This is a genomic window from Pedobacter sp. GW822-FHT03F06 (assembly GCF_058801365.1).
In genome coordinates this window covers 1-23,525 of record NZ_JBXANE010000010.1, presented here as the reverse complement: position 1 = coordinate 23,525, position 23,525 = coordinate 1, and the positions used below count along the sequence as shown (strand labels likewise).

Genomic DNA, 23,525 nt, shown 5'->3' with positions numbered 1-23,525 from the left:
AACATTCTATCATTCAAAACTCAATCACTCACTCATTTGGCCTTCTCTCATTTTTTATTTATGTCTCAAATACGCATCTATTAAAAAGCATATCGCAAATACTACCGATGCATAACCATTTAAGGTTTGAAATGCCCTGTTTACTTTGCTAATATCATTTGGTTTTACCAATAAGTGCTGATAAATCAACATCGAACAGAAAAACACTATACCTACGTAATATACCCAGCTAAAGGAAGTAAAAAACACAGGCAAAATAACACAGGTGGCAGAGAGTAGATGCAACAGCACCGAAACATTCAAAGCATTTTTAATGCCAAGTGCCGATGGGATGGAGTGTAATTTTTCTTCCCGGTCAAACTCTTCGTCCTGTAAGGCATATATAATATCAAATCCACTTACCCAGAACAATACGGTTAAGGAGTAAAGTACAGGAACCAAGGCAAAATGTCCGGTTACGGCAATGTAAGCGCCAATAGGAGCAAGTGCCAGGCCTAAGCCCAGTACCAAATGGCAAAGCGCTGTAAATCTTTTGGTGTAGCTATAAAATAAAACCACAAATAAAGCTACTGGCGACAGATAGAAACAAAGTGGGTTAATAAAGTATGTGGTAATAGCGAAAAGTATACAATTGGCGATAACGAAAATCAGCGCTTCGTTTGCCGAAACCTTACCGGCAGGAATATCGCGCATTTTGGTACGTGGGTTCTTTGCATCAATATTTCGGTCGAGATAACGGTTAAAAGCCATAGCCGAGTTTCTGGCAAAAACCATACAGAGCAAAACTAAAATCAGTTTATACCAGGAAAATGGGTTTTCTGTTGTGGTTACGCCCAAAAAGAAACCAATCATGGCAAAGGGTAACGCAAAAACAGAGTGGGCGAATAATACGAGTGAAAAGTATTTTTTCATTTATTTAAAAGATGATTACACAGATTTTTTACTGTTAAACTGAAAATTGTGTACTGCGAACTGAAAACTGGTTAAAACTTCTTATAATCTGTCGGAACAACAAAATCCTTATTTACTTCATAGATGAAATTTAAAACATCATCTTTTCCGTTTCCTTTTTCTGCAGAAGTGATAAAGGTGGCCGGAATCTCTTCGAAAAATTCACCTAATTTTTTCTTAAAGGCAGCTACATTTTTCTGGGTGGTAGTCATGCCCTGTTTATCAGCCTTGGTAAAAATTAGCGAAAAAGGTATCTGTTTTTCACCTAGCCAATAGCAAAATTCAATATCAATTCCCTGAGGCTCTAAACGGCTGTCTATCAAAACAAAAACACATTGTAAACTTTCTCTTTTGGTGATATAGGCGCGGATAAATTTCTCCCATTTTTCTCTGCTGGTTTTAGAAACCTTCGCATATCCATAACCTGGTAAATCGACAATATACCAGGCTTCGTTAATCAAAAAGTGATTAATTAATTGTGTTTTTCCCGGGCGTTGAGAGGTTTTGGCTAATCCATGTTGATTAACCAACATATTGATTAATGAAGATTTACCCACGTTAGAGCGGCCAATAAATGCATATTCTGGCATCGTTGGTGCCGGTAGTGCCGAAATCTGGGTGTTGCTGCAAACAAATGTTGCCGTTTTGATAATCATAGTGCAAAGGTAGGGTTTTGAGTCCGAAGTCGGAAGCCGGAAGTCTGAAGTCCAAATTGATAATCTTTTTTATCTGATTTTTGACACTACGCTGAATACTTTGCGCCAAAGACTCCCGACTCCGGACTAAAGACTCCCGACTTTTCTCTATCTTTGCCCTATATCATGAATCAGAATATCACTCCATACCAAGTAGAAGATGCAACTAAAAAAGAGCAGGTTGCAACCATGTTTAACAATATTTCCGGCACTTACGATTTTTTAAACCATTTTCTTTCTTTAGGGATCGATGTATTATGGCGTAAGAAAGCCATTAAAGAACTGGTTTCTATCCACCCGAGAACTTTGCTTGATGTAGCTACAGGAACTGGCGATTTTGCTTTCGAAGCCATTAAAAAGCTTCATCCCGAAAAGGTAATTGGCGTTGATATTTCTGAAGGGATGTTAGAAGTAGCCAAGAAGAAAATTAACGAGCGTAGTTTAAACGAAGTTTTTACCGTTCAGGTAGGCGATTCTGAAGGGCTGCATTTCGAAAATGATACTTTTGATGCGATTACCTGCGCTTATGGCGTGCGTAATTTCGAAAACCTCGAAAAAGGATTAGCCGATATGTACAGGGTATTAAAGCCCAACGGGAAAATGGTGATATTGGAATTTTCGAAACCAAAGGTTTTTCCGGTAAAACAATTGTATAGTTTTTATTTTAAGCAGGTAACGCCTTTCTTTGGAAAACTATTTTCAAAAGACCACAGAGCCTATACCTATTTGCCAGAATCGGTAGCAGCTTTTCCTGACGGAGAAGATTTTACCAACCTGATGGAAAAAGTTGGCTTTAAAAGTACCAAACAAAGAATTTTAACGTTTGGAATAAGTTCGATATATGTAGGAACCAAATGATCAGAAAATTAAGCCTCATTCTTTCACTTTTTATGATTTCTACAACCGCCTTTGCTCAAAATTGGGGTGGTGGAATAGATGATGAAGATTGGAGTTTTGGTTTTAATTTCCAGTATATCTCAGCCGAATACAAAATTCTTAAAAAACAAAATTGGAGATCGCCTTTTTATGAGGTGCCAAATTCGCTGGATCCTTCTTACGATCCAAATTCGGGCATTCCGGTTACCTCAACATTAAATGCTATTTCCAGCCCACCGTCTCAAGGTTTTGGATTGGGTTTTGTAATGAATAGAATGATTTCTGATAACTTCGATATCAGGGCAACACCTTCCCTTATTTTTAGCGATAGGGTAGTAACTTACGAATATGAACCTATGGCGCCGATTAACCTGGGTAATGGGCAAACGAAAAACTTTCAAACCGTGGTAGAAAGAAAAGTTCAGGCCACCATGTTCGAATTTCCGTTAGGCATAAAGGTAAAGTCGAACCGGATGAACAATTTTAGAGCATATTGGTTAGGTGGTGCTAAATATTCGATAGATATAGCTTCGAAAAAGAAAACCTTCGATGAAGGCGAAACACCGGTAAATAAGTTTTTAAAAAATCAAAGAAATTACCTGTCGTACGAAACAGGCATTGGTTTCGATATTTACTTTGAGTATTTCAAAATGTCGCCCGAAATAAAACTATCCTATTCAGCCAGCGATTTGCTTCAGCACGACAATACGGTTTATGCCAATCCAATAGATAAGTTGAAATTACGTCAATTAACATTCAGTTTGATTTTTCAATAGTCCTGCAATCCAAAAAAACTTACCTTTGTTGGTGTAGGTAAATCAAAGATGGTATCTTAAAGCATTACCGAGACTTAAAATTCATAAAAATGTCTAAAATCGCATTAATTACAGGCGCAACTTCTGGTATTGGCGAAGCTTGTGCACATACATTTGCCCAACAAGGTTACAATCTGGTATTATTGGCCCGCAGAGAAGATCGGTTGGCTAAAATTGCCCACCATTTAGAAGATAAATATGCGATTACCATTAAACAGGTTTTTGCCGATGTTCGCGATAAAGAAAGTCTTACCGCTGCTTTAGAAGTTTTGCCGGCAGAATGGAAAAAGGTTGATGTCTTGATTAACAATGCAGGCTTAAGCCAGGGTTTAGATCCAATTGATAAAGGCGATACCAACGATTGGGACACCATGATTGATACCAATGTAAAAGGCTTGCTTTATGTAACCAAAATTGTTTCCAACTGGATGATACCAAACCAATCAGGCCATATTATTAACATTGGTTCTATTGCCGGAAAAGAAGTTTATCCAAATGGAAACGTATATTGTGCCAGCAAACATGCTGTTGATGCTTTGAGTAAAGCTATGCGTATCGATTTATTGCCCCACGGCATAAAGGTTACCGAAATTAATCCGGGCATGGTAGAAACCGAATTTTCGGTGGTGCGCTTTAAAGGCGATGAAGACCGGGCGAAAAAAGTATACGAAAACCTGGAGCCGTTAATTGCCGACGATATTGCAGATGCCATTTGGTATGTAGTAAGCAGGCCAAAACATGTTAACATTAACGACATGCTGATTATGCCTGCCGCACAGGCTACAGCAACAATTATAAATAGAGCTTCCTAAGCCCCCGAAGGGGAATTAATACCGGGAGGAAATAACAATATATTTTTTTTATTTTAAACTAATGAAAGGAAAGCCCCTTTAGGGGTTTGGGGTTAAAAATGATATCAAACACAATAGATCAGGAAATAAAAAAAGCCATGTTGGCTAAAAACAATGCGCAGTTAAGAGGTTTAAGGGCAATAAAGGCCGCTTTACTTTTAGCTAAAACAGAGAAAGGTTCTTCAGAAGAAATTACGGAAGAAACTGAACTTAAAATCCTTCAGAAACTGATTAAACAACGCCGCGAATCTGCTGATATTTACAAGCAACAAAACCGCGAAGATCTGTACCAGGTAGAAGAAGAAGAAATTGAAGTGATCAGTCAGTTTTTGCCAAAACAGTTAGATAGGGCAGAGGTTGCTGCAATTATCGAGGCTGTAATCAAACAATCTGGTGCTACATCGGTTAAGGATATGGGGAAGGTAATGGGCATGGCAAACAAGGAACTTGCAGGTAAAGCCGATGGTAAATTAATTGCTGAGATTGTTAAAGAAAAACTAGCCTAGCGGAGCTTAAAGTTTAAAGACTAAAGCTGAAAGCTTGTTATAAAATAAGTATCTTGATACTTAATACTTGTTTCTAGATACTTAAAAATAGGTTTTTATACCGTTTTCGGTTTTATTTCAGAAAAATGGCATAGAAATGCATAAATTTAATTTTACTCTACTAACTTAGTAGCACAATACCATCTAGAATATATATGACCTACCCGATAATAGAAGAAGACGGATTTAAATACATCGAAGCTGGAACAGGCGAGACACTGGTATTGCTACATGGCCTAATGGGCGAACTAAGCAATTGGGAACTGGTTATAGAACAGTTTAAAGATCGCTATCGTGTAATTATTCCAATTTTACCAATTTACGATTTGCCTATTTTAACATTGGGCGTAAAAGCATTGTCGAGATATCTTCATCGCTTTTTAAAATATAAAAATTTAAACCAGGTTGTACTTGTTGGTAATTCGCTTGGTGGCCATGTGGGTCTGGTATTTACGGTTGCCCATCAGGAGTTTGTTAAAGCCTTGGTACTAACAGGTAGCTCCGGTTTATACGAAAATGCTTTTGGAGGATCTTTCCCGCGTAGAGAGAGCTACGATTACATTAAGGAAAAGGTAGAATTTACTTTTTACGATCCTGCAACTGCAACCAAAGAACTGGTTGATGATGTTTTTAAAACGGTTAACGATAGATCAAGGGTGATTAGAATTTTAACCATGGCAAAGTCGGCAATACGCCACAACATGGCTAAAGAACTGTCGAAAATTACCATACCGGTTTCTTTAATCTGGGGTAAAAATGATAAGGTTACGCCGCCGGAAGTGGCAGAAGAATTTCATGAATTGTTGCCGAATTCGGAATTAAACTGGGTTGATAAATGTGGGCATGCGCCTATGATGGAACATCCGGAAATATTTAACGCATTTTTAGAGAAATTTTTAGATAGAATATTGTTAAAATAAATGTTTGCAGCAGAAATCATATCAGATGCAATTCCATCACTAAGGGCCGATGACACGGTGCAGAAAGCTTTAGACCGTATGAACGAGTTTAAACTAAAGCATTTGCCAGTTGTTAACGAGGTAACTTTATTGGGTTTGGTTTCTGAAGATGATTTACTAAATATTGATAATCACGATACACTTTTAAGCGATAGTTCGGTAAACCTACTTAATGTTTTCGTATTGAGTAACATGCATACTTATGATGTAATCAGGTTATTAAGTCAGCTAAAATTAACAGCTGTTCCGGTTTTAGATCAACAGAAAAATTATGCAGGTTTAATTTCTATCAATAACATGGTAAATGCCGTGGCAGAACAGTACGCGGTAAATGAACCTGGAGGAATTATCGTTTTGGAAATCAGTAACCGCGATAATTCTCTGGCACATATTGCTCAGATTGTTGAAGCCGATAATGCGCAGGTACTCTCCTCTTACGTGAATTCTTTCGAAGATTCTACACGTTTAGAAGTAACGCTCAAAGTAAACAAAACAGAAATTACTTCATTGGTAGCTTCTTTCGAAAGATATGATTATCTGGTTAAAGAGGTATATAATAACACACAGATTGATGATGGGTCGCAGGAGCGTTACGATTCTTTCATGAACTATTTAAATGTATAAACCTACTTTATGAGGATTGCAATTTACGGGAGAGATTTTAATGATACGGTTTTGCCCTACGTTCAAGAGGTTTTTAATCATTTAGCCGAACATCATATTCAGCCGGTTTTATATTCAAAATTTAAAACGTCCCTTCATAGTAAAATTAAATTACCGGCAAATACCGTTATTTTTCATAATCACACCGAATTAAAGGAGCTAGCCGACGTATTGTTGAGCTTAGGAGGCGATGGTACCTTACTCGATACCTTGTCGTTAATCCGTAATTCGGGCATACCCGTAATCGGGATCAATTTTGGCCGTTTGGGTTTTCTGGCCAGCATCAACAAAAACGAAATCGGATCGGCACTCAAAGCCCTGATCAATAAAGAATATACCCTAGATTCCCGTTCTCTTTTAACTTTAGAATCGGATAATGGCCTGTTTGGTGAAGAGAATTTCGCACTGAACGATATTACCATTCACCGTCGCGATAATTCTGCCATGATGATTATCCATGCTTCAATGAACGATGAGTTTATCAACTCTTATTGGGCCGATGGATTAATTATTGCTACCCCCACAGGTTCTACAGCATACTCGTTAAGCTGCGGTGGGCCGATTATTTACCCCGATTCTGAAAATTTTGTAATTACGCCCATTGCACCGCATAACTTAAATGTAAGGCCGGTGGTTGTACCAGATGATAACAAACTCTCTTTTGAGGTAGAAGCACGCGAATCGAAATTTCTGGTTTCTTGTGATAGCCGAACGGTTACCGTAGAGCGTTCGGTAAAAATTAGCATAAAAAAGGCAGATTTTTGCATAAATCTTATCCGTCTTAACAATGAAACCTACTTAAACACGTTAAGAAATAAATTATTATGGGGCATTGATACCCGTAACTACTAAGTATGACGCCAACCAAACCGCTGTTAATTCTCCTCTTTTTTATTTTTAGCGGGCAAATTCTCCGTGCACAAGAAGGTACATGGGAAGTCGGGTTAATGGGCGGGGGAGCAGGTTACATGGGCGATCTTAATCAGAATAATCCTTTACAGATTAGCGGTTTTTCAGCTGGCGCCTATGTAAAGCGAAACTTTAACCAATATGTTGGCGTTCGCTTAAATTATACCTACGGACAGGTTAAGGCAGATGATGCCAACTCCAGTAATGAGCAGTTCCGCGAAAGAAACCTGCGTTTTAAAACCTCACTAAACGAATTTAGCGCCTTGGTTGATTTTAATTTTTTCAATTTTAATCTGGGTGGAGGGAACAGACAATTTACACCATATCTTTTTACTGGTGCTGGTTTGGTTATTTTTAAACCAACCGTAAAAGTTAATGGCGACAAATACCGGTTAGACCGATTAGCCACCGAAGGTCAGGAAAATGGTTACAATAATGCGGTTTTAACTATCCCATACGGATTAGGGCTAAGGTATAATTACAAAAATACCTGGAGTGTTTTTACCGAACTCGGTTACCGGACACCGCTAACTGATTACATTGACGATGTAAGTGGCCGTTATCCGGTTAATCCCGTAATCGTTGGAAATGGCCAAAATCAGGTCAATTTATCTGATCCTTCACGCTACCAAATCGGACAAGCGGGTACCCAAAGAGGCGATTTTCGAAAAAGGGACACTTATCTATTTGTTAGTGTTGGCATATCTTTTACCTTTGTATCCTCAAAATGCTATTCCTTTTAAGCTGATTTTGACATAATTAATGGGATTTAAAGAACAAATAGACTATAGCCGCCTGCCAAAGCACATTGCCGTAATCATGGATGGTAATGGAAGATGGGCAAAAGGCCAGGGTAAAGTGCGGGTTTTCGGACATGAACAAGGTGTACTTTCTGTAAAAGACATTGTAGAAGGTTGTGTTGAAGTAGGTATCGAGTACCTCACTTTATATGCTTTTTCTACAGAAAATTGGAACAGGCCGAAAGAAGAAGTAGATGCTTTGATGCAGATTCTGATTTCAACTATCAACAAAGAAACCGAAACACTTAATAAAAACAACATTAAGCTGAATGCCATAGGCAATATTGCATCGTTACCCCAAGAGTGTATTGATGATTTAAAAGAAGCCATGGAAAAAACTGCCCATAACGAAAAATGTACGTTAACACTAGCGTTGAGTTATAGTGCAAAGTGGGAGATTTTGGAGGCTGCCAAAAAAATCGCGTCGGCAGTAAAAGATAATGTCATTTCTTTGGATGATATAAACGAAGATCTGTTTTCATCAAAACTGACAACTGTAAATATACCCGATCCGGAATTGATGATCAGGACCAGTGGGGAGCACCGTATCAGCAATTATCTGCTTTGGCAAATGGCTTATACCGAGTTTTATTTTACCGATGTTTTATGGCCGGATTTTAGACGAGAAGATCTTTTCGAGGCTATTGTAGACTATCAAAAACGCGAACGCCGTTTTGGTAAAATTAGTGAACAATTAAACTAATTTTTCTTTTAACACTTTTTAACAAGCGTTTAAACTAACTTAGCACCACTTTTATACGATAAATGAAACCATAATAAGGGAACAACGTAAAGAAATTTTGCTTTATAAAATATCGTTACCTTTTGGCCATTACTGAACAAATAATTTTAATGAAAAGAATATTTCAAGTTTTAATCCTACTAGTTTTAGCCGCTCCGGCCTTCGCTCAAGTACGTCCACAAGGTCAGGCACCGGTAACCCCTTCTTTAAAGGTTGGTGGCTTAGATCTCGATTATTTTAGTCCAAAAGAATATATCATTGGTGGTACCACGGTAACAGGAACCCAATATTTAGATAAAGAAGTTTTAATTACCTTATCTAAACTAACTAAGGGCGATAAAATCGTTCTTCCCGGCGAGGCAACTTCTGATGCGATTAAAACACTTTGGGCACAGGGATTGTTTGATGACGTTAAACTTAATATCGAAAAGTTTGTTCAGGATTCGGTTTATTTTGAAATTGAAGTAGTGGAACGCCCACGTTTAAGTTCTATCGATTTAAAAGGTATCCGTAAATCGGAAAAAACAGCTATCCAAGAAAAGCTAAATGATAAAACAGGTAAAATCGTAAACGATAACCTGTACAATACCACCTCGGCCATTGTTAAAAAATACTTATTGGATAAGGGCTTTTTCTTTACCCAGATCGATTACAAAACACGTAAAGATCCGAATGCAGAAAACAGTGTGGTATTAGAAGCAAACATCGATAAAGGTCACCGTGTTAAAGTACAGCATATCGATTTTACCGGTAACAAAGATTTTAAATCAGCAAAACTTAGAAAATACCTTAAAACCCCTAAACAATTTACCTGGTGGCGCTTTTGGGGCTCTGGAAAATTCGCAAAAGAGAAATACGAAGAGAACAAGGTAAAAATGATTGCCAAAATGCACGAGAAAGGTTATCGTGATGCTGAATTATTAAAAGATACCATTTACCAGCATAACAAGAAAAAGGTCAACATCAGAATGGACCTTTACGAAGGGAAAAAATATTATTTCGGTAATATTACCTGGGCCGGTAATGCCATTTATCCGGATAGTATTTTGCAAAAAGTATTAACCATCGAAAAAGGTGATGTTTTTAGCGAAGAAAAATTAAATAAAAAATTAAACGGCGGTGGCGAAAACGGTGGCGACATTAACAGTATGTATACCGATAATGGATATTTAACTTTTAATATCGATCCGGTACAGACCAAAATTTATGGCGATACGGTTGATGTGGAATTACGCATGTACGAAGGACCACAGTATACCAACAACCGCATTACTTTAAAAGGTAATACCATCACAAACGATAAAGTTGTTTTACGTGAGATCCGTACCAAACCCGGACAGAAATTTAACAAAAGTGATTTAATCCGTACCATCCGCGAAATTGGTCAATTGGGTAACTTCGACGAGTCTAAAACTGTGCCTACACCTCGTCCTAACCCGGCAGATGGTACCGTAGATATTGAATATGCCGTAGAAGAGAAACCTTCAGATCAGATTGAGCTATCAGGTGGTTTTGGTGGTGGCCGTATCATTGGTACCTTAGGTTTAACCTTCAACAACTTTTCGTTACGTAACTTATTTAATTTAAAAGCTTACAAACCATTGCCAAAGGGTGATGGGCAGAAATTAAGCTTACGTGGACAAACCAACGGTAAATATTACCAATCGTATAGTTTCTCCTTTTCACAACCTTGGTTTGGTGGCGAGAAACCGGTAAGTTTTGGTGTGAGTGCATTTACTTCATTACAATCTAATGGATTAAGTTCAGATAATGCGCAGTTTCAAAAAATACGTTTAAATGGGGTAACGGTTAGTTTGGGTAGAAGATTAAACTGGCCAGATAACTATTTCCAGTTAAGCCATGCTGTTAGTGTACAGCAGTACATCTTAAATAACTATTCAGGATATTTATTCAATACAGGTACATCTTACAACATAAGCTTATCACAGGAGATTAGCCGTGATTCAAGAGATTCGCCAATCTTCCCTAAATCCGGATCGTTCTTACGTTTCACCATTCAGGCAACACCTCCGTTTTCATTGTTAAATAAAACAAACTATGCAACGGCATCAGATAGGGAAAAATATCGCTTTACTGAGTATCACAAATGGAAATTCGATTCACAATGGTATCAACGTGTAGCCGGTAACCTGGTAATCAAAGCTCAGGCCCAGTTTGGTTTCTTAGGGCAATATAACAAAGCAGTTGGCCAATCAGCATTCGAGCGTTTTAAACTCGGTGGTGATGGTATGCAGGGATTCGATTTCTTGCAGGGATCTGAGCTGATCGCGATGCGTGGTTACGCAAACAATGCTGTTATCCCGAACGGTTCAGATCCGGCCGTGGCACAGCAGTCAGGTAGCCCAATTTATACCAAATATGTATTAGAGGCACGTTATCCCGTTATTGCAAGCCAACAAGCTACAGCATTCGTTTTGGCCTTTGCTGAAGCTGGTAACACCTGGAACAGATTTGGTGATTTTAATCCTTTTAACGTGAGAAGATCAGTGGGTGTAGGTGCAAGAATCTTCCTTCCTATATTTGGTTTGTTGGGTATCGATTATGGACATGCGTTTGACACCATACCTGGACTATCAGATGGCGGAAAGCAAAATTTTACATTTAGTATCGCACAACAATTAGGTGGATTTTAATTGATAAAGAACAAAAATTTAACTAATTATGCAATAAATCATTGCAATAGGAGTTTAAAGAAAGCTTAGGTTATTAACTATATCATTAACACACACACACAAATGAAAAAATATCTTTTTATCGCATTCCTGCTTTGCACTTCTTTCGGTGCCTTTGCACAGAAGTTTGCTTATGTAGACACGGAGTATATTTTAAAGCATTTACCAGAATATAAATCGGCACTAAGTCAATTAGATGTTGCCTCCAAACAATGGCAGCAACAGGTAGATCAGAATTTTTCTGAAATTGACCGGATGTACAAGGCCTATCAGGCTGATCAGGTTTTATTAACTGATGATATGCGCAAGCGCCGTGAAAACGAGATTATAGAAAAAGAAAAACAAGCTAAAGAATTTCAGCGTTCTAAGTTTGGGCCAGATGGGGATCTTTTTCAAAGCAGGGTAAAATTAATTAAACCCATTCAGGATAAAGTAGCCGAGGCGATTAAACAGATTGCAAAATCTAAATATTTAGACTTTATTTTCGATAAGAGCAGTGAAGCAACTATGATGATTTATGCAAGTAGCAGTTACGATGTTAGCAATGACGTAATTGTAAAATTAGGTTATAAACCAGGGACTGTAAATAATTAGTATATTCGCCCCTGATTTTTGAAGAAAAACAATTAGAAAAAAATAAAAAAGTAAAATAAAACGATGAGAAAGTTAATTAACGTATTCTTTGTAGCAGCAGGGTTATTGTTTACAGCGAATATGGCAAGTGCACAACAAAAATTGGGTCACATTAATTCTGAAGAGGTATTTGCAAATTTACCAGAGGCTAAAACAGCTCAAACTACTTTAGAAACCTTAGGTAAACAAAAGCAAGCTGATATTGATGCAATGATCAAAGAATATCAAAGTAAAATGGCTGCAGCAGAAGCTAAGCAAAAAACTTTGAGTGAGGCAAACAAAGAAACAGTGGGTAAAGAATTACAAGCTGCAGGTCAGGAATTACAGGATTTAGAAAAACGTATTACCGATGCGCGTACTAAAGCTTCACAAGATATAGGTACTAAACAAGGTGAATTATTCCAGCCTATCCAGGCTAAAGTTGCAACTGCAATTTCTGCTGTAGCTAAAGAAAAAGGTTTAGCTTACGTTTTCGATATCGCAAACGGACAAGGTGGTAACAATTTAGTTTTCTGGGATGGTGGTGATGATATTACTGCTTCAGTAAAAACTAAATTAGGAATCACTGCAACTGCTGCGAAACCAGCAGCACCTAAAAAGTAGTTCTGAATCGGGAGTAAGGAGCCCAAAATCTCCTTACCAGTTCAAAATATAAAGCGGAATTAAGTTTAACTTAGTTCCGCTTTTTTGTTTCAGGATTTTCGTCATGCTGTTCCGAAGTTTCTGGATCAGTATCTTTGATATCTAACTTAAGCGGGGTAGATCCTGAAACAAGTTCAGGAAGACGATCGTTTTAACATACTAACTAACACTAAAACATTCCAATTTTCAACTAACTTTACACCTTTCTAACATTCCAATTTTCCAACATCAAAGGCATGCAAAACTCTTCGCCCATAGGTATTTTCGATTCAGGTTATGGTGGTTTAACTGTTTTTCGTTCTATTGCCGATAAATTGCCCGATTACAATTATATCTATTTGGGCGATAATGCCCGTTCGCCCTATGGCGACCACTCTTTCGAAACCATTTATAAATATACTTTAGAATGCGTAGAATGGCTTTTTGATAAAGGATGCCATTTGGTTATTCTGGCCTGTAACACCGCATCTGCAAAAGCGCTTAGAACAATCCAGCAGATAGATCTTCCTGCTAAGTATCCCGATAGAAGAGTGCTTGGTGTAATCAGGCCCACAGCTGAGGTAATTGATGGTTATACGCGTACCAAATCGGTAGGGGTAATGGGAACCAGGGGTACGGTTAATTCTCAATCCTATCTTTTAGAAATCAATAAATTTTTTCCGGAGATTAAGGTTTACCAGCAAAGCTGTCCGATGTGGGTTCCTCTGATCGAAAATAACGAACACTTACAACCCGGCGCAGATTTTTTTATCAATGAATATTGTGATCAGTTATTGAGCCAATCGGCAGCTATCGATTGTGTGTTACTGGCTTGTACGCACTATCCTTTATTAATGCCTAAACTGAAGAAGGTATTCCCCGATCATATAAGCGTTTTAACGCAAGGCGAGATTGTAGCCAATAGCTTAGCTGATTATTTAAAGCGACACTCTGAGATCGAAGGAAAATTAGCCAAACAGGGCGAAAGACATTTCTATACCAGCGGTGATCCTGCAGTTTTTGATGAACATGCCTCTATTTTTTTCGGGGAGCCCTTGAAATCGGATAAGATGTGATGGATTGTTAAATAGCCAGATTGTTTGATTGTTGACGGCCAATAGCCAGCTGGAATCGGTTAACTGTCAAATACAGATTATCACTGGCAACCGATGTCTGGTTAATACTGTTCACTAAGGTGAAATGTTAACGGATTGAGGATGTTCTTTGGCAAAGCTATGCACTTTAAAACAGGTAGGAATGTATTTTAAGACCATTTTTGGTCGGGTGGGCTTCGTACTTGCTGGCAGACAACATCGGCCCTGGCTCACCTAAGAAAGCCCCAAAGCAGTGTCTGGCTTTACCTTTTAGGTAACCCCAGGGTAAAGAAAAGGTAAGCCTGGGGTTATCTTGGGGTTAACCTGGTAGCAACAAAGGGTAAAGAACAGGTAAAGCAGGGGTAATTAAATACAGTCCTTTCGCTGGCTGTTTTATACTGAATGTCGTTTAACTGCCTCCAAACGCCCAACTCAATACTCCAGGCTAATTACTGTGGCAATTGCGTTACCCTGGTCAGTACGGTAGGAGAAGATAATGCTTCTAAAAAGGCAACAACGGCATCTTTTTCTGCAATACTCAATTTTAACCCTTTTAATAACTTATCGTTTTTAGGGAGTAAAGGATCATTTACCTGTTCCGGTTTTACACGTTGTACCGGCATGCCCACATTGTACATGTTCATTACGCCGTCTATATCAGGGAATAAACCATTATGAAACCAGGGAGCTGTTTTCATAACGTTTCTCAGGCCGGGAGTTTTGAACTTGCCTACGTCTTCTGGTTTCTTGGTTACATTGTATAACCCTAAATCTTCATATTTACGGCCATAATAGGTTAAACCATCATTATGAAATTCGTTATCGGTAAAAAATGGTCCGTTATGACAATTGATACAGCGTGCTTTGGTGCGGAATAAATGTAAGCCGACTAATTGTTGATCGGTCAACGCTTTTTTGTCTTTCGCCAGGAAACGATCAAAGGGGGTTCTTCTACTCACAATACTGCGTTGAAAAGTAGCCAGACTTTCGAAAATCCTTTTATTGGTAATTTCTTTTGAGCCAAATGCAGCCGTGAAAAAAGGTTGATAACCTTTAATTTTACGGAGTTTTTTGGGTAAAACTTTCATGTCCTGGTGCATCTCGTTATGGGCCGCCACCGGACTGCCGGCCTGCTCTTCTAAACTGTTTGCCCTGCCATCCCAGAACAAACGTTTATAAAACCAGACATTCTCCAGTGATGGTGCATTTCTGATATTGGTTAAATGATCGTGCCCTACAGAAACCTGACGGCCATCTGTCCAATGTAAATCTGGTGTATGGCAGCTCGAGCAAGAAATCTGATTCGAACCCGACAAACGCGGATCGAAAAATAAAATTTTACCCAGCTCCACTACATTTTTTACCGAGTCGTTTTTTAAATCAACAGGAGAGGGTGGAAGTTCGCCCAATTCCTGAAAAACAGCACCCTGATCTATCGTAGGTTTTGGCCATTGATCGGTAGGTTTTGAATAAACTTTGCGCAGGCTATCTATGCTCAGTTCATCGTCGTTGTTAAAATCGGCTGATTGAAAAGAAAATAGAATTAATCCGGTAAGGGCTAAAGCAAGAAGGGCAAAAATTTTATTCATGGGTTAAAAATATAGGTTTAAGCTGATATTGGAAGAAAAACGGTCTTTGCCAGGGGTATTTGTTAATACCCTGCCGAAATCTTTTAAATCGTCTCTTCTCCAGTAGGTAACACCAGCTTTGATACCTGCATGGATTTGTTTAAACATTGGGATGCTATAATCGGCTGTAAAATTACCGCCAAATTTCGAGGTTGTATTATAGGCATAATCATAATAGATTACATTCCTGGTAAAAACACCTTCGTTAGCTAAAAGCACGCTGAAATCAGAATCAAGGTATTGATTGTATAAGCCAGTTAAGCTAATGCCCCAGTTATGATTGTTTTTATTTTGATGTTTTATGCCATAACTCAAAGCATAACTTAATTGGTTAAATGTGATATCGTTACCGGCAATACCATCTTGCCTGCGTTCTTCATATTTTTTTAAGCTTAGGCCTATGTTATGGGTAAACTGATTTTTAATTATGCTGTAATGACCCTGAATACCCAATGATTTATTTTTATATAGATAACTATTTGCTAAGTAAACGTTAATGTAATTATCGCCGGTATTTGATTTATAATTAATGTCTATACTTAATGAATTTGAAGATATTTTCTTTAACCAAAAAAGACGATAGTTTTCACTTACCAAATCAAAGTTGATATACTCTGTAATTGCAAGCGAGGTTCGATAATCAAATTTTTGTTTTTCTTTGGATGTTTGATAACTCAAGTTAAAGCTTCCTAATGTTGCATTTTCATATGTCAAATATGCATCTAAGCCATCTCTGGTCTGGTTGCTTTGAACCGTTCTATCTGTGTTATATTGCTCAGGTTCACCATATCCATTAATTAAATAGTTGTTATACTCTGGAATTACATATCCCTGAGAAAGACTACTGTTTTTATATGCCACATTTACCTTTTCCAATCCGTATCCATAACGATAAGCGGCACCAATCATTAATTCTTTAGTAACATTATAGGCAATTGTTCCAATCAAATTAAATTGAAAGTCATTTACCTGACCGCGAGGATCATTTGTTGAGTAGTGATTGCCAATTCTATAATCACCCCCCAGGCCTATTGGTAAATTATTTTTTAGGATATTCTTACTTGCCAAAGCTTTCAGATTATACAGTGTTCTTTGATAACTTAAGTTTTTAGGAGAACCAAAATAATACGGATTAGCCAAATTATTTCGGGTTTGATGAGAAAATGATGTACTATCTTCAACAATCCTATTGTATGAAAATTGCCCCCAAATACTAATTGAACCCAGTTGTGAGATTCCTTCTGTGCTTAAAACCGTGTTATTAAGAGTACTTGCATCTTGAGCCTTCATTAAACTTCCTTTTTCAAAATTTTGGCCAATCTTCAAACTATTGTAGTTTGCCGGCATTAATTTTTTAATGTAAAAAGGACTTGATTTAGCAAATTCATATGCACTAAAAATAGCTGAATCTGTAGAAAATAGCTTGCTTGTCATACTTTGATTTAATATGTCTTTTCGTTGTGCAAAAGCTGACAGCGAGCTACTTACTAAAAATATATATAAGATAATATTCTTCATTTTATTGTGTATTTGGCTTAATATAGATTATTTAAAGCCTCTGGGAATTGCGAGTGGTAAAAAGTCAAAATCTTCTGCAGAATTATTCGTGTCCTTTAAAATTTTTCGCCCGTTTATAGTAGTTTCTGTTTTTCTGATCACAGATTGAGAAGAATATGCTCCATTTGGAACATAGGTATACAGGGCATCTAAGGATGCTCCAAGTTTTTTAGGAACTCGTGCACTTGCAGTGTTCGGTTGAATTTCTACACCATCAATTATAAAATTAATTGGAATTTGATAGTACTTGTCGGAATTTGCCGAAGGAGGTGCAATTGTAGGGAATGGATATTGAGGTAGTGTTTTAATATCAGCCTGGCCTTTATTTTTAAATATAACATAGCCCATTCTTCCAGGGTTGTCTAAAATAAAATCAGTTCCGTTATAAGATAATACTTCAACATTAGGCACACTAGGGTTGTCTACATCAGAGGCTAATGGTTTTGGTAGAAATGGAGCATAGTAAGCTTCAAAATCGGCTCCACTTAAATCTATTGTTAAAGACGGATCTCTTGCAGTAATCGTCTTACCATCAGTGCCGGTAAATGGCGATTTGTGATTTAATGCAGTTTGAGCAAGTATGATACTTTCGCCCGCTTTAACAGGGTATTGTTTGCCTGTTCCCGGAATCATCAATAATGCCCTAGTATAGATGTAACCATTATTTGCATCAATATCAGACGGCATAGCTTGTGATTTGCTCCAGTCGTATTGGCTGTTACTTTGTCTGTAAACATTAGTTGCTGTGAAGTTTTGAAGACCAATAGCTTCTGCTATATATAAACTATCCGCATATAAAACCGAATCAGTATTGTTGTATATTTCAATGAATTGATCTCTAAAAGATGCACCTGTTGTCGTATTTGATCCAGCATAGTAAATTTGTTTAATTACCCATGGGCCAGTTGTACCAGATATAAGTTTAAGTGCTGAAAGTTGATTATCCTGAACGGTAATGGTCTTTCCTTTCTCTGAAGCATTAAAAACAACTTCTTTTGTAACTGTTTCGCCTGTTAAAGCTGTGTAATCTAAAGCAGAAATTTTAATGCTTGCAGATATATCATAAACTCCAGGAGAAATTGAGTCGATAATAAATGTTCCATCACTTTTGGTGAGATATTTTTGACTTAAGCTGGTTTTTGTATTTGTAATCGTAATTTCTATTCTAGCTTTAGGTAAAACTTTACCCAGGTTATCTGAAGCATACGAAGTAATTACCTGATATCTTACAGGGTGGATTTCAGGAATATTTCCTTGATATTTTTTACATGAAGCTAAAGCGACTGCAATAACTAATAATGTATATAGTAATTTTTTCATATCTTAAAGTTTTATAGATAATTCCGCACCGAATGTTGGGCTACTATTTGGGAATACGTATGACCCTGTTTGAGTAGTATAATATGGATTGTGGTTAAACACATTGTAAACATTAAAGGCGAACTTAAACCGTTTTTTGATTTCCTTTGCAATGCTTAAATGATAGTTTGAAATAACCCTTGGTAAATCATTTTCAGATAGTTCTTCTGGTGTTTTATAAAGGTGACCATAAGAAGTATTTGCTTTATCGAAATTAGTAATTGGAATATATTGATTAAGTCTATTATAGTAGCCAATTGGAATTTGCGAACTAGCAGGAGTGATGTTTTTATTTAAAATATCGAATTCTGCCACAAACGAAACAACTAAACTTAATTTTGGAATGTGTGTAACGCTAGTGATTCTTCCGTTACTGAAATATGCTTTCGTATTTTCGGGCTCGTAAACACCAATAAACGCGTAATTTGGATCTGTCGGGATAGTATTTGGAACTTTACTACTTAAAGTATTGGATGTGGATTTGTAGGCAGTTCTGAAAAGACCGCCGCTAACATTAAATGACGTTTTAATCTCTTTAATTTCGGGAGTATTTAGTATGATTTCAAAACCTTGATTATCCGAAAAAAGATCATTTACGAAGTTAAAATAGTTTATAGCATATGGTCGAATTCCTGTTTGAGTAACGGTTGGTTTTGCCCCAGGGTTAATTGTTGCAGAATAAGTTGGTAATTCTATACTTTGTAAATTTTGCGCAGTCGAAATCCCATTTCTTGATTTTTTGTTAAATGCGGTTACTGAAAGGTTGAATTTGTCAATTTTAATTTGGGCTGATAATTCAATACTTTCGCTTTTTGAAGGTTTTAAGTTTGCGCTACTTGGCTCATATCTTTCTACATATACCAAATAAGTACTTTCATTTACTTTACCATTATAGGCATTAAGTAATGGTATTTCGTAAAATGTTGGTCCCGGATAGCGTTGCGCTAGCCCCGGCGATTTATATGATAAACCATAAGCAACACCAAATCTTAAGTTTTTATTAATCTCATAGTTGATGTTTGTTCTTGGCGAGAAGGATGTATAACCATTTTGTATATCAGATCGCATGCCTGCTCTAATACTTAATGGTTTGCCCAATACAGATGCTGTAAAGAGATCCTCAATATAAAAGCCAAGATCTTTTTGCGCAAGCGCTAAGCGAAAATCGTAGTAACGTTCTGAACTTTTTGTACCTAAAGAAGTACTCGCGGCTCTTACTGTGCCTCGTGGCTCGTTCGGATCAATTGTTTGTCCCAAACCTTTGTTGGCACTATAACTAAAACTGGTGCCAAAAGACAGGTTATGAACTAAATTTCCTGTAGCAAATCCCCCCGTGAAATCCAAATTAGCTGCTGCTGTAATCGGACGGCCATCTATTAATGATTTCGCAGTGTAAACTCCCGAATCATAGTATCCTTCATGTATGCCTGTGGTAGTTGCTGTGCTATATAATACGTACGCATCATTTACTAATTCTTCTTTATAGCTAACCTGATGCCCTGCTGAATATCTTAAATTAATCCCAATATTTTTTAAGAAACCATTGTTGAAACGATAATTGCTTCTGTTTGCAACACTAAAATTCCAGCTGTCAAATTTCGTTCTTGTGCTTTTTTCATCATCTGGATCATATTTTATACCATCTAGATTTCGGCCATAATCTACACTAAGCGTGTTTTTTAACTGGTTGGTTTTTCCAAAAGAATTTGTCCACATGGCATTGGTATTAATTCTTCGGTAAGCCTTTAGTTTGTCACGATTATCTTGAAAGGAATTGACGTAGTTAATACCAACATTTACTGAACCATATTTTGGGCTAATTTCAAAACCTTTAGAGAAACCATATGATGTTGCGTTATCACGTAACTGCATACGGACGTATGCAGGAGATTTACCCGCTTGTCGCTCAATAATAATTGCGCCATCGGTTAAGTCGCCATATTTTGCAGGCGCAACACCAGCAATTACTTCTATACTCTCAATATTGTCTGCTGGTATTTGACGTAAATCTGTTCCGCCAAAAGTATAATCTCCTGTGTATCCTGTTTTGCCAATATCTCCAGTACCACGAATTCCATAGCTGCCGCTCGTAACAAAGGAACTTCCTACCCCACCAATCCTGCCAGGGTTAAAGCTCTGCATATTGGCATTATTACTAATGGTATTTCCATCCATAATGATGGCGATACCAAATGCGTTATTTAATTCAAAACTTCCTTTTCCATCGGTTGTAGGCGCATAAGCGGCCCTTAAATTTATATTCTGTACATTCTGTAATGATGGTGGTTGGATTTTTCTATTTGGGATTTGGTTCAAAAGGTCGTTGACACTTAAAGCAGGAGTCTGTTCAATTAAATCTCTCGTAATAATTAGTGATGAGTTGGTTTGACCCGAATAATTCCGCTTGGCATTGATTTCAATATTCTCCAAACTCAAATCAAGAACCTTTAAGGTGATGTTACCGAGATTCGTTTCTCCTTCTTTAACCGTTAACGGTAATCTTAACCTTTGAAAACCAATGTATGAGAATTCCAGCGTTAAAATGTTGTTGGTTTCTGTTCCATTTACGCTGAATAAGCCATTCTTATCAGTTATGGCATACTGGTTTGTTTCTACAATTTTGATGTTGACAAGTTCTAAAGGCTTGTTCTGAGGGTCGACCACTTTTCCGGTAACCACATTTCTTACTTGCGCCATCAGGGTAACGCAAATAAAAAACAAAAATAGGGATGTGTATAGCTTCTTCAATTTAGACTAAATCTTAATAGTGATGCAAAGGTGTTGATTTTACACTAACTATGCAAGTTATTTAGAAAGATTATAATTAATAATACACGATTTTAAGCGTGGAAGACAGGTTAGCGTACATTTGGTACATCTGTCAGTTTAAACTCATCATAATAAAAGAAAGTATTTTTCTTTAGGTTGTAACGAGTTAAAAGGATAACTTTGCGGCTTCAAACCCACACAATGAGTGATCAGATAAAACACGAATGCGGAATCGCTTTTATTCGCCTGTTAAAACCACTTTCTTACTACCAGCAAAAGTACGGTACAGCACTTTACGGCCTTAACAAATTATACCTTTTAATGGAAAAACAGCATAACCGGGGCCAGGATGGCGCAGGTATTGCCACCATTAAGCTGGATATGAAACCGGGCAGTAGGTACATTAGCCGATACCGGAGCATGGCATCTAATGCGGTAGCAGATATTTTCGAATATGTACAGAACAAATTTGTCGATATCCAGGAAAATACGCCTGAATTAATGCAGGATACAGAATGGCTCAAAAACAACGTAAGCTTTATCGGCGAGGTGTTAATGGGCCATTTGCGTTATGGTACGCATGGTAAAAACAGCATCGAAAATTGCCACCCTTTTTTAAGGCAAAACAACTGGATGACACGCAACCTGGTAATTGCGGGTAACTTCAACATGACGAATGTAGATGAGTTATTGGAGCAATTGTACGAGTTAGGTCAACATCCAAAAGAAAAAGCAGATACCGTAACGGTATTAGAAAAAATTGGTCACTTTTTAGATGATGAAAACCAGGAGCTTTTCGATCAGTATAAAAAAGAAGGGCATGATAACGTTGCGATTACACACAAAATATCTGATAACTTAGATATTGCGAACATTCTTCGCCGCTCAGCCAAAACATGGGATGGAGGTTATTCGATCTGTGGTATGGTGGGTAATGGCGATTCGTTCATTATGCGCGATCCGGCAGGTATCCGTCCGGCGTATTATTATTACGATGATGAGATTGTTGTAGCGGCATCGGAAAGGCCAGCTTTACAAACCGCATTTAATATCCAGTTTAAAGATGTTAAAGAGATCGATCCTGGGCATGCTTTAATTATCAAGAAAAACGGCGAGGTAAGCATGGAGCAGTTCCGCGAGCCTACCGAAAGATTATCGTGCTCTTTCGAGCGCATCTATTTCTCAAAAGGAAGTGATGTTGAAATTTACCGTGAGCGTAAACAGCTTGGTCGCTTATTAAGCGATAAAATCTTACAAGCCGTTAATTACGATTTAAAAAATACCGTATTCTCATTTATTCCAAACACAGCAGAAGTTGCTTTCTTTGGAATGGTTGATGGTGTTCAGCAATATGTGCGCAGGCACCAGAAAGATATACTTTTACATAAAAAAGAAACATTAACCGATCAGCAGCTCGAAGACCTGTTATCTTTAGCTCCTCGTGTAGAAAAGCTGGCGGTTAAAGATGTTAAACTGAGAACCTTTATTACTCAGGACGCAGACCGTAGCGAAATGGTGGCACATGTTTACGATACTACCTATGGTATTATCAATAACCACCAGGATACTTTAGTTGCACTTGATGATTCGATTGTACGTGGTACTACCTTAAAGCAGAGTATCATTAAAATTGTTGACCGTTTACACCCCAAGAAAATTATTATTGTTTCTTCTGCACCTCAGATCCGTTACCCTGATTGTTATGGTATCGATATGAGCAGAATGGGGCAGTTCGTGGCTTTCGATGCGGCGATACAATTGCTTACCGAACGTGGCATGTGGCAGGTAATAGAAGATGTTTACACCAAATGTAAAGCTTCGTTACTTTTACCTAAAGAGGAAATTGTAAATCACGTTAAGGAAATTTATAAACCGTTTACGCCAGAAGAAATTTCGGCTAAAATTGCACAGATTATTACGCCAAAAGGTACTGTTGCTGAGGTTGAAGTAATTTATCAAAGTTTAGAGAACCTGCACGAAGCTTGTCCGAAAAACAAGGGAGACTGGTATTTCTCCGGAAATTATCCAACCCCGGGTGGAAACAAAGTGGTAAATAAAGCTTTTGTTAACTGGAAAGAAGGAAATAACCAAAGGGCTTATTAGGCCCCTAAATCCCCTAAAGGGGAATGAATAACAAATAGCCCATAGTAATATGGGCTATTTTTTTGTGCACTTTTTACTGCTGATAAAACTGGATAAGAACCCTTCGACTCCCCATTGACAGACCCTCTTAGAAATCGTCATCTCGACCGGAGCAACGCGTAGTGGAGAGATCTTTAGACAATATTAAAAGATCTCTCCGCTACGGTCGTATTCTAGGTTTACCACAATTGCAAATTTATTTTAAGAAAAACTCTTTTTTTGG

At 37.7% G+C, this 23,525-nt stretch carries 20 protein-coding genes; 14 read left to right on the top strand and 6 right to left on the bottom strand.

Annotation, left to right across the window (positions count from 1 at the left end):
• Nucleotides 1-54: 54 nt before the first annotated feature.
• Together AC1RJ8_RS17500 and yihA are read right to left on the bottom strand one after the other, a co-directional pair.
• Nucleotides 55-912: a UbiA-like polyprenyltransferase gene (locus AC1RJ8_RS17500; protein ID WP_492954907.1), complete on the bottom strand. Its 858-nt coding sequence runs from the start codon at nt 910-912 to the stop codon at nt 55-57.
• Between the two features lie 71 nt (nt 913-983).
• Nucleotides 984-1,607 carry a ribosome biogenesis GTP-binding protein YihA/YsxC gene (yihA, locus tag AC1RJ8_RS17495; RefSeq protein ID WP_057932767.1) on the bottom strand — a complete coding sequence of 208 codons (624 nt, stop codon included), beginning with the start codon at nt 1,605-1,607 and terminating at the stop codon, nt 984-986.
• Between the two features lie 165 nt (nt 1,608-1,772).
• Here yihA and ubiE point away from each other — a divergent pair, with 165 nt between their 5' ends.
• The 13 genes from ubiE (at nt 1,773) to murI (ending at nt 13,829) form a co-directional block, all read left to right on the top strand.
• Complete coding sequence (gene ubiE / locus AC1RJ8_RS17490; protein WP_426325462.1) at nt 1,773-2,504, top strand: bifunctional demethylmenaquinone methyltransferase/2-methoxy-6-polyprenyl-1,4-benzoquinol methylase UbiE; 732 nt, start codon at nt 1,773-1,775, stop codon at nt 2,502-2,504.
• On the top strand, nt 2,501-3,298 hold the full coding sequence (gene porT, locus AC1RJ8_RS17485; protein ID WP_492954908.1) for a type IX secretion/gliding motility protein PorT/SprT: 798 nt from the start codon (nt 2,501-2,503) through the stop codon (nt 3,296-3,298). Before ubiE ends, porT begins: the two co-directional genes overlap by 4 nt.
• Before the next feature lie 89 nt (nt 3,299-3,387).
• Nucleotides 3,388-4,149, top strand: coding sequence for an SDR family oxidoreductase (locus AC1RJ8_RS17480; RefSeq protein WP_492954909.1), 762 nt, complete (start codon nt 3,388-3,390; stop codon nt 4,147-4,149).
• A gap of 98 nt (nt 4,150-4,247) precedes the next feature.
• Entirely contained in the window at nt 4,248-4,694 is a 447-nt protein-coding gene (locus AC1RJ8_RS17475) for a GatB/YqeY domain-containing protein (RefSeq protein WP_057932770.1), read from the top strand.
• 194 nt (nt 4,695-4,888) lie between these two features.
• Nucleotides 4,889-5,653, top strand: a complete 765-nt coding sequence (locus tag AC1RJ8_RS17470; RefSeq protein WP_057932771.1) for an alpha/beta fold hydrolase — start codon at nt 4,889-4,891, stop codon at nt 5,651-5,653.
• A complete protein-coding gene (locus AC1RJ8_RS17465) occupies nt 5,654-6,316 on the top strand; it encodes a CBS domain-containing protein (RefSeq protein ID WP_492954910.1) in 663 nt (220 codons plus the stop codon).
• Nucleotides 6,317-6,325: 9 nt separating this feature from the next.
• Nucleotides 6,326-7,207 (top strand): NAD kinase, encoded by an 882-nt coding sequence (locus AC1RJ8_RS17460; protein ID WP_492954911.1) that lies wholly within the window; start codon nt 6,326-6,328, stop codon nt 7,205-7,207.
• A 2-nt stretch (nt 7,208-7,209) separates the two neighbouring features.
• Nucleotides 7,210-8,007 (top strand): type IX secretion system protein PorG, encoded by a 798-nt coding sequence (porG, locus tag AC1RJ8_RS17455; protein ID WP_492954912.1) that lies wholly within the window; start codon nt 7,210-7,212, stop codon nt 8,005-8,007.
• Nucleotides 8,008-8,026: 19 nt separating this feature from the next.
• Nucleotides 8,027-8,767, top strand: coding sequence for an undecaprenyl pyrophosphate synthase (gene uppS, locus AC1RJ8_RS17450; RefSeq protein WP_230146502.1), 741 nt, complete (start codon nt 8,027-8,029; stop codon nt 8,765-8,767).
• 149 nt (nt 8,768-8,916) lie between these two features.
• Nucleotides 8,917-11,460 (top strand): outer membrane protein assembly factor BamA, encoded by a 2,544-nt coding sequence (bamA, locus tag AC1RJ8_RS17445; RefSeq protein WP_492954913.1) that lies wholly within the window; start codon nt 8,917-8,919, stop codon nt 11,458-11,460.
• A gap of 102 nt (nt 11,461-11,562) precedes the next feature.
• Nucleotides 11,563-12,093, top strand: coding sequence for an OmpH/Skp family outer membrane protein (locus AC1RJ8_RS17440; RefSeq protein ID WP_121283542.1), 531 nt, complete (start codon nt 11,563-11,565; stop codon nt 12,091-12,093).
• Between the two features lie 63 nt (nt 12,094-12,156).
• Nucleotides 12,157-12,735: an OmpH/Skp family outer membrane protein gene (locus tag AC1RJ8_RS17435; RefSeq protein WP_057932778.1), complete on the top strand. Its 579-nt coding sequence runs from the start codon at nt 12,157-12,159 to the stop codon at nt 12,733-12,735.
• A 275-nt stretch (nt 12,736-13,010) separates the two neighbouring features.
• Nucleotides 13,011-13,829 (top strand): glutamate racemase, encoded by an 819-nt coding sequence (murI, locus tag AC1RJ8_RS17430; RefSeq protein ID WP_492954914.1) that lies wholly within the window; start codon nt 13,011-13,013, stop codon nt 13,827-13,829.
• A 467-nt stretch (nt 13,830-14,296) separates the two neighbouring features.
• Here the strand turns inward: murI and AC1RJ8_RS17425 are convergent, their stop codons facing one another.
• The 4 genes from AC1RJ8_RS17425 to AC1RJ8_RS17410 are packed head-to-tail and all read right to left on the bottom strand — an operon-like array spanning nt 14,297 to nt 21,088.
• On the bottom strand, nt 14,297-15,436 hold the full coding sequence (locus tag AC1RJ8_RS17425) for a cytochrome-c peroxidase (RefSeq protein ID WP_492954915.1): 1,140 nt from the start codon (nt 15,434-15,436) through the stop codon (nt 14,297-14,299).
• Nucleotides 15,437-15,439: 3 nt separating this feature from the next.
• Nucleotides 15,440-16,993 (bottom strand): DUF6850 family outer membrane beta-barrel protein, encoded by a 1,554-nt coding sequence (locus AC1RJ8_RS17420; RefSeq protein WP_492954916.1) that lies wholly within the window; start codon nt 16,991-16,993, stop codon nt 15,440-15,442.
• A 27-nt stretch (nt 16,994-17,020) separates the two neighbouring features.
• On the bottom strand, nt 17,021-18,352 hold the full coding sequence (locus AC1RJ8_RS17415) for a DUF4876 domain-containing protein (RefSeq protein WP_492954917.1): 1,332 nt from the start codon (nt 18,350-18,352) through the stop codon (nt 17,021-17,023).
• Between the two features lie 3 nt (nt 18,353-18,355).
• Nucleotides 18,356-21,088, bottom strand: coding sequence for a TonB-dependent receptor (locus AC1RJ8_RS17410; protein ID WP_492954918.1), 2,733 nt, complete (start codon nt 21,086-21,088; stop codon nt 18,356-18,358).
• Between the two features lie 273 nt (nt 21,089-21,361).
• On the opposite strand from AC1RJ8_RS17410, the gene AC1RJ8_RS17405 reads away from it, so the two are divergent.
• Entirely contained in the window at nt 21,362-23,263 is a 1,902-nt protein-coding gene (locus AC1RJ8_RS17405; RefSeq protein WP_057932784.1) for an amidophosphoribosyltransferase, read from the top strand.
• The last annotated feature ends 262 nt before the right edge of the window (nt 23,264-23,525 follow it).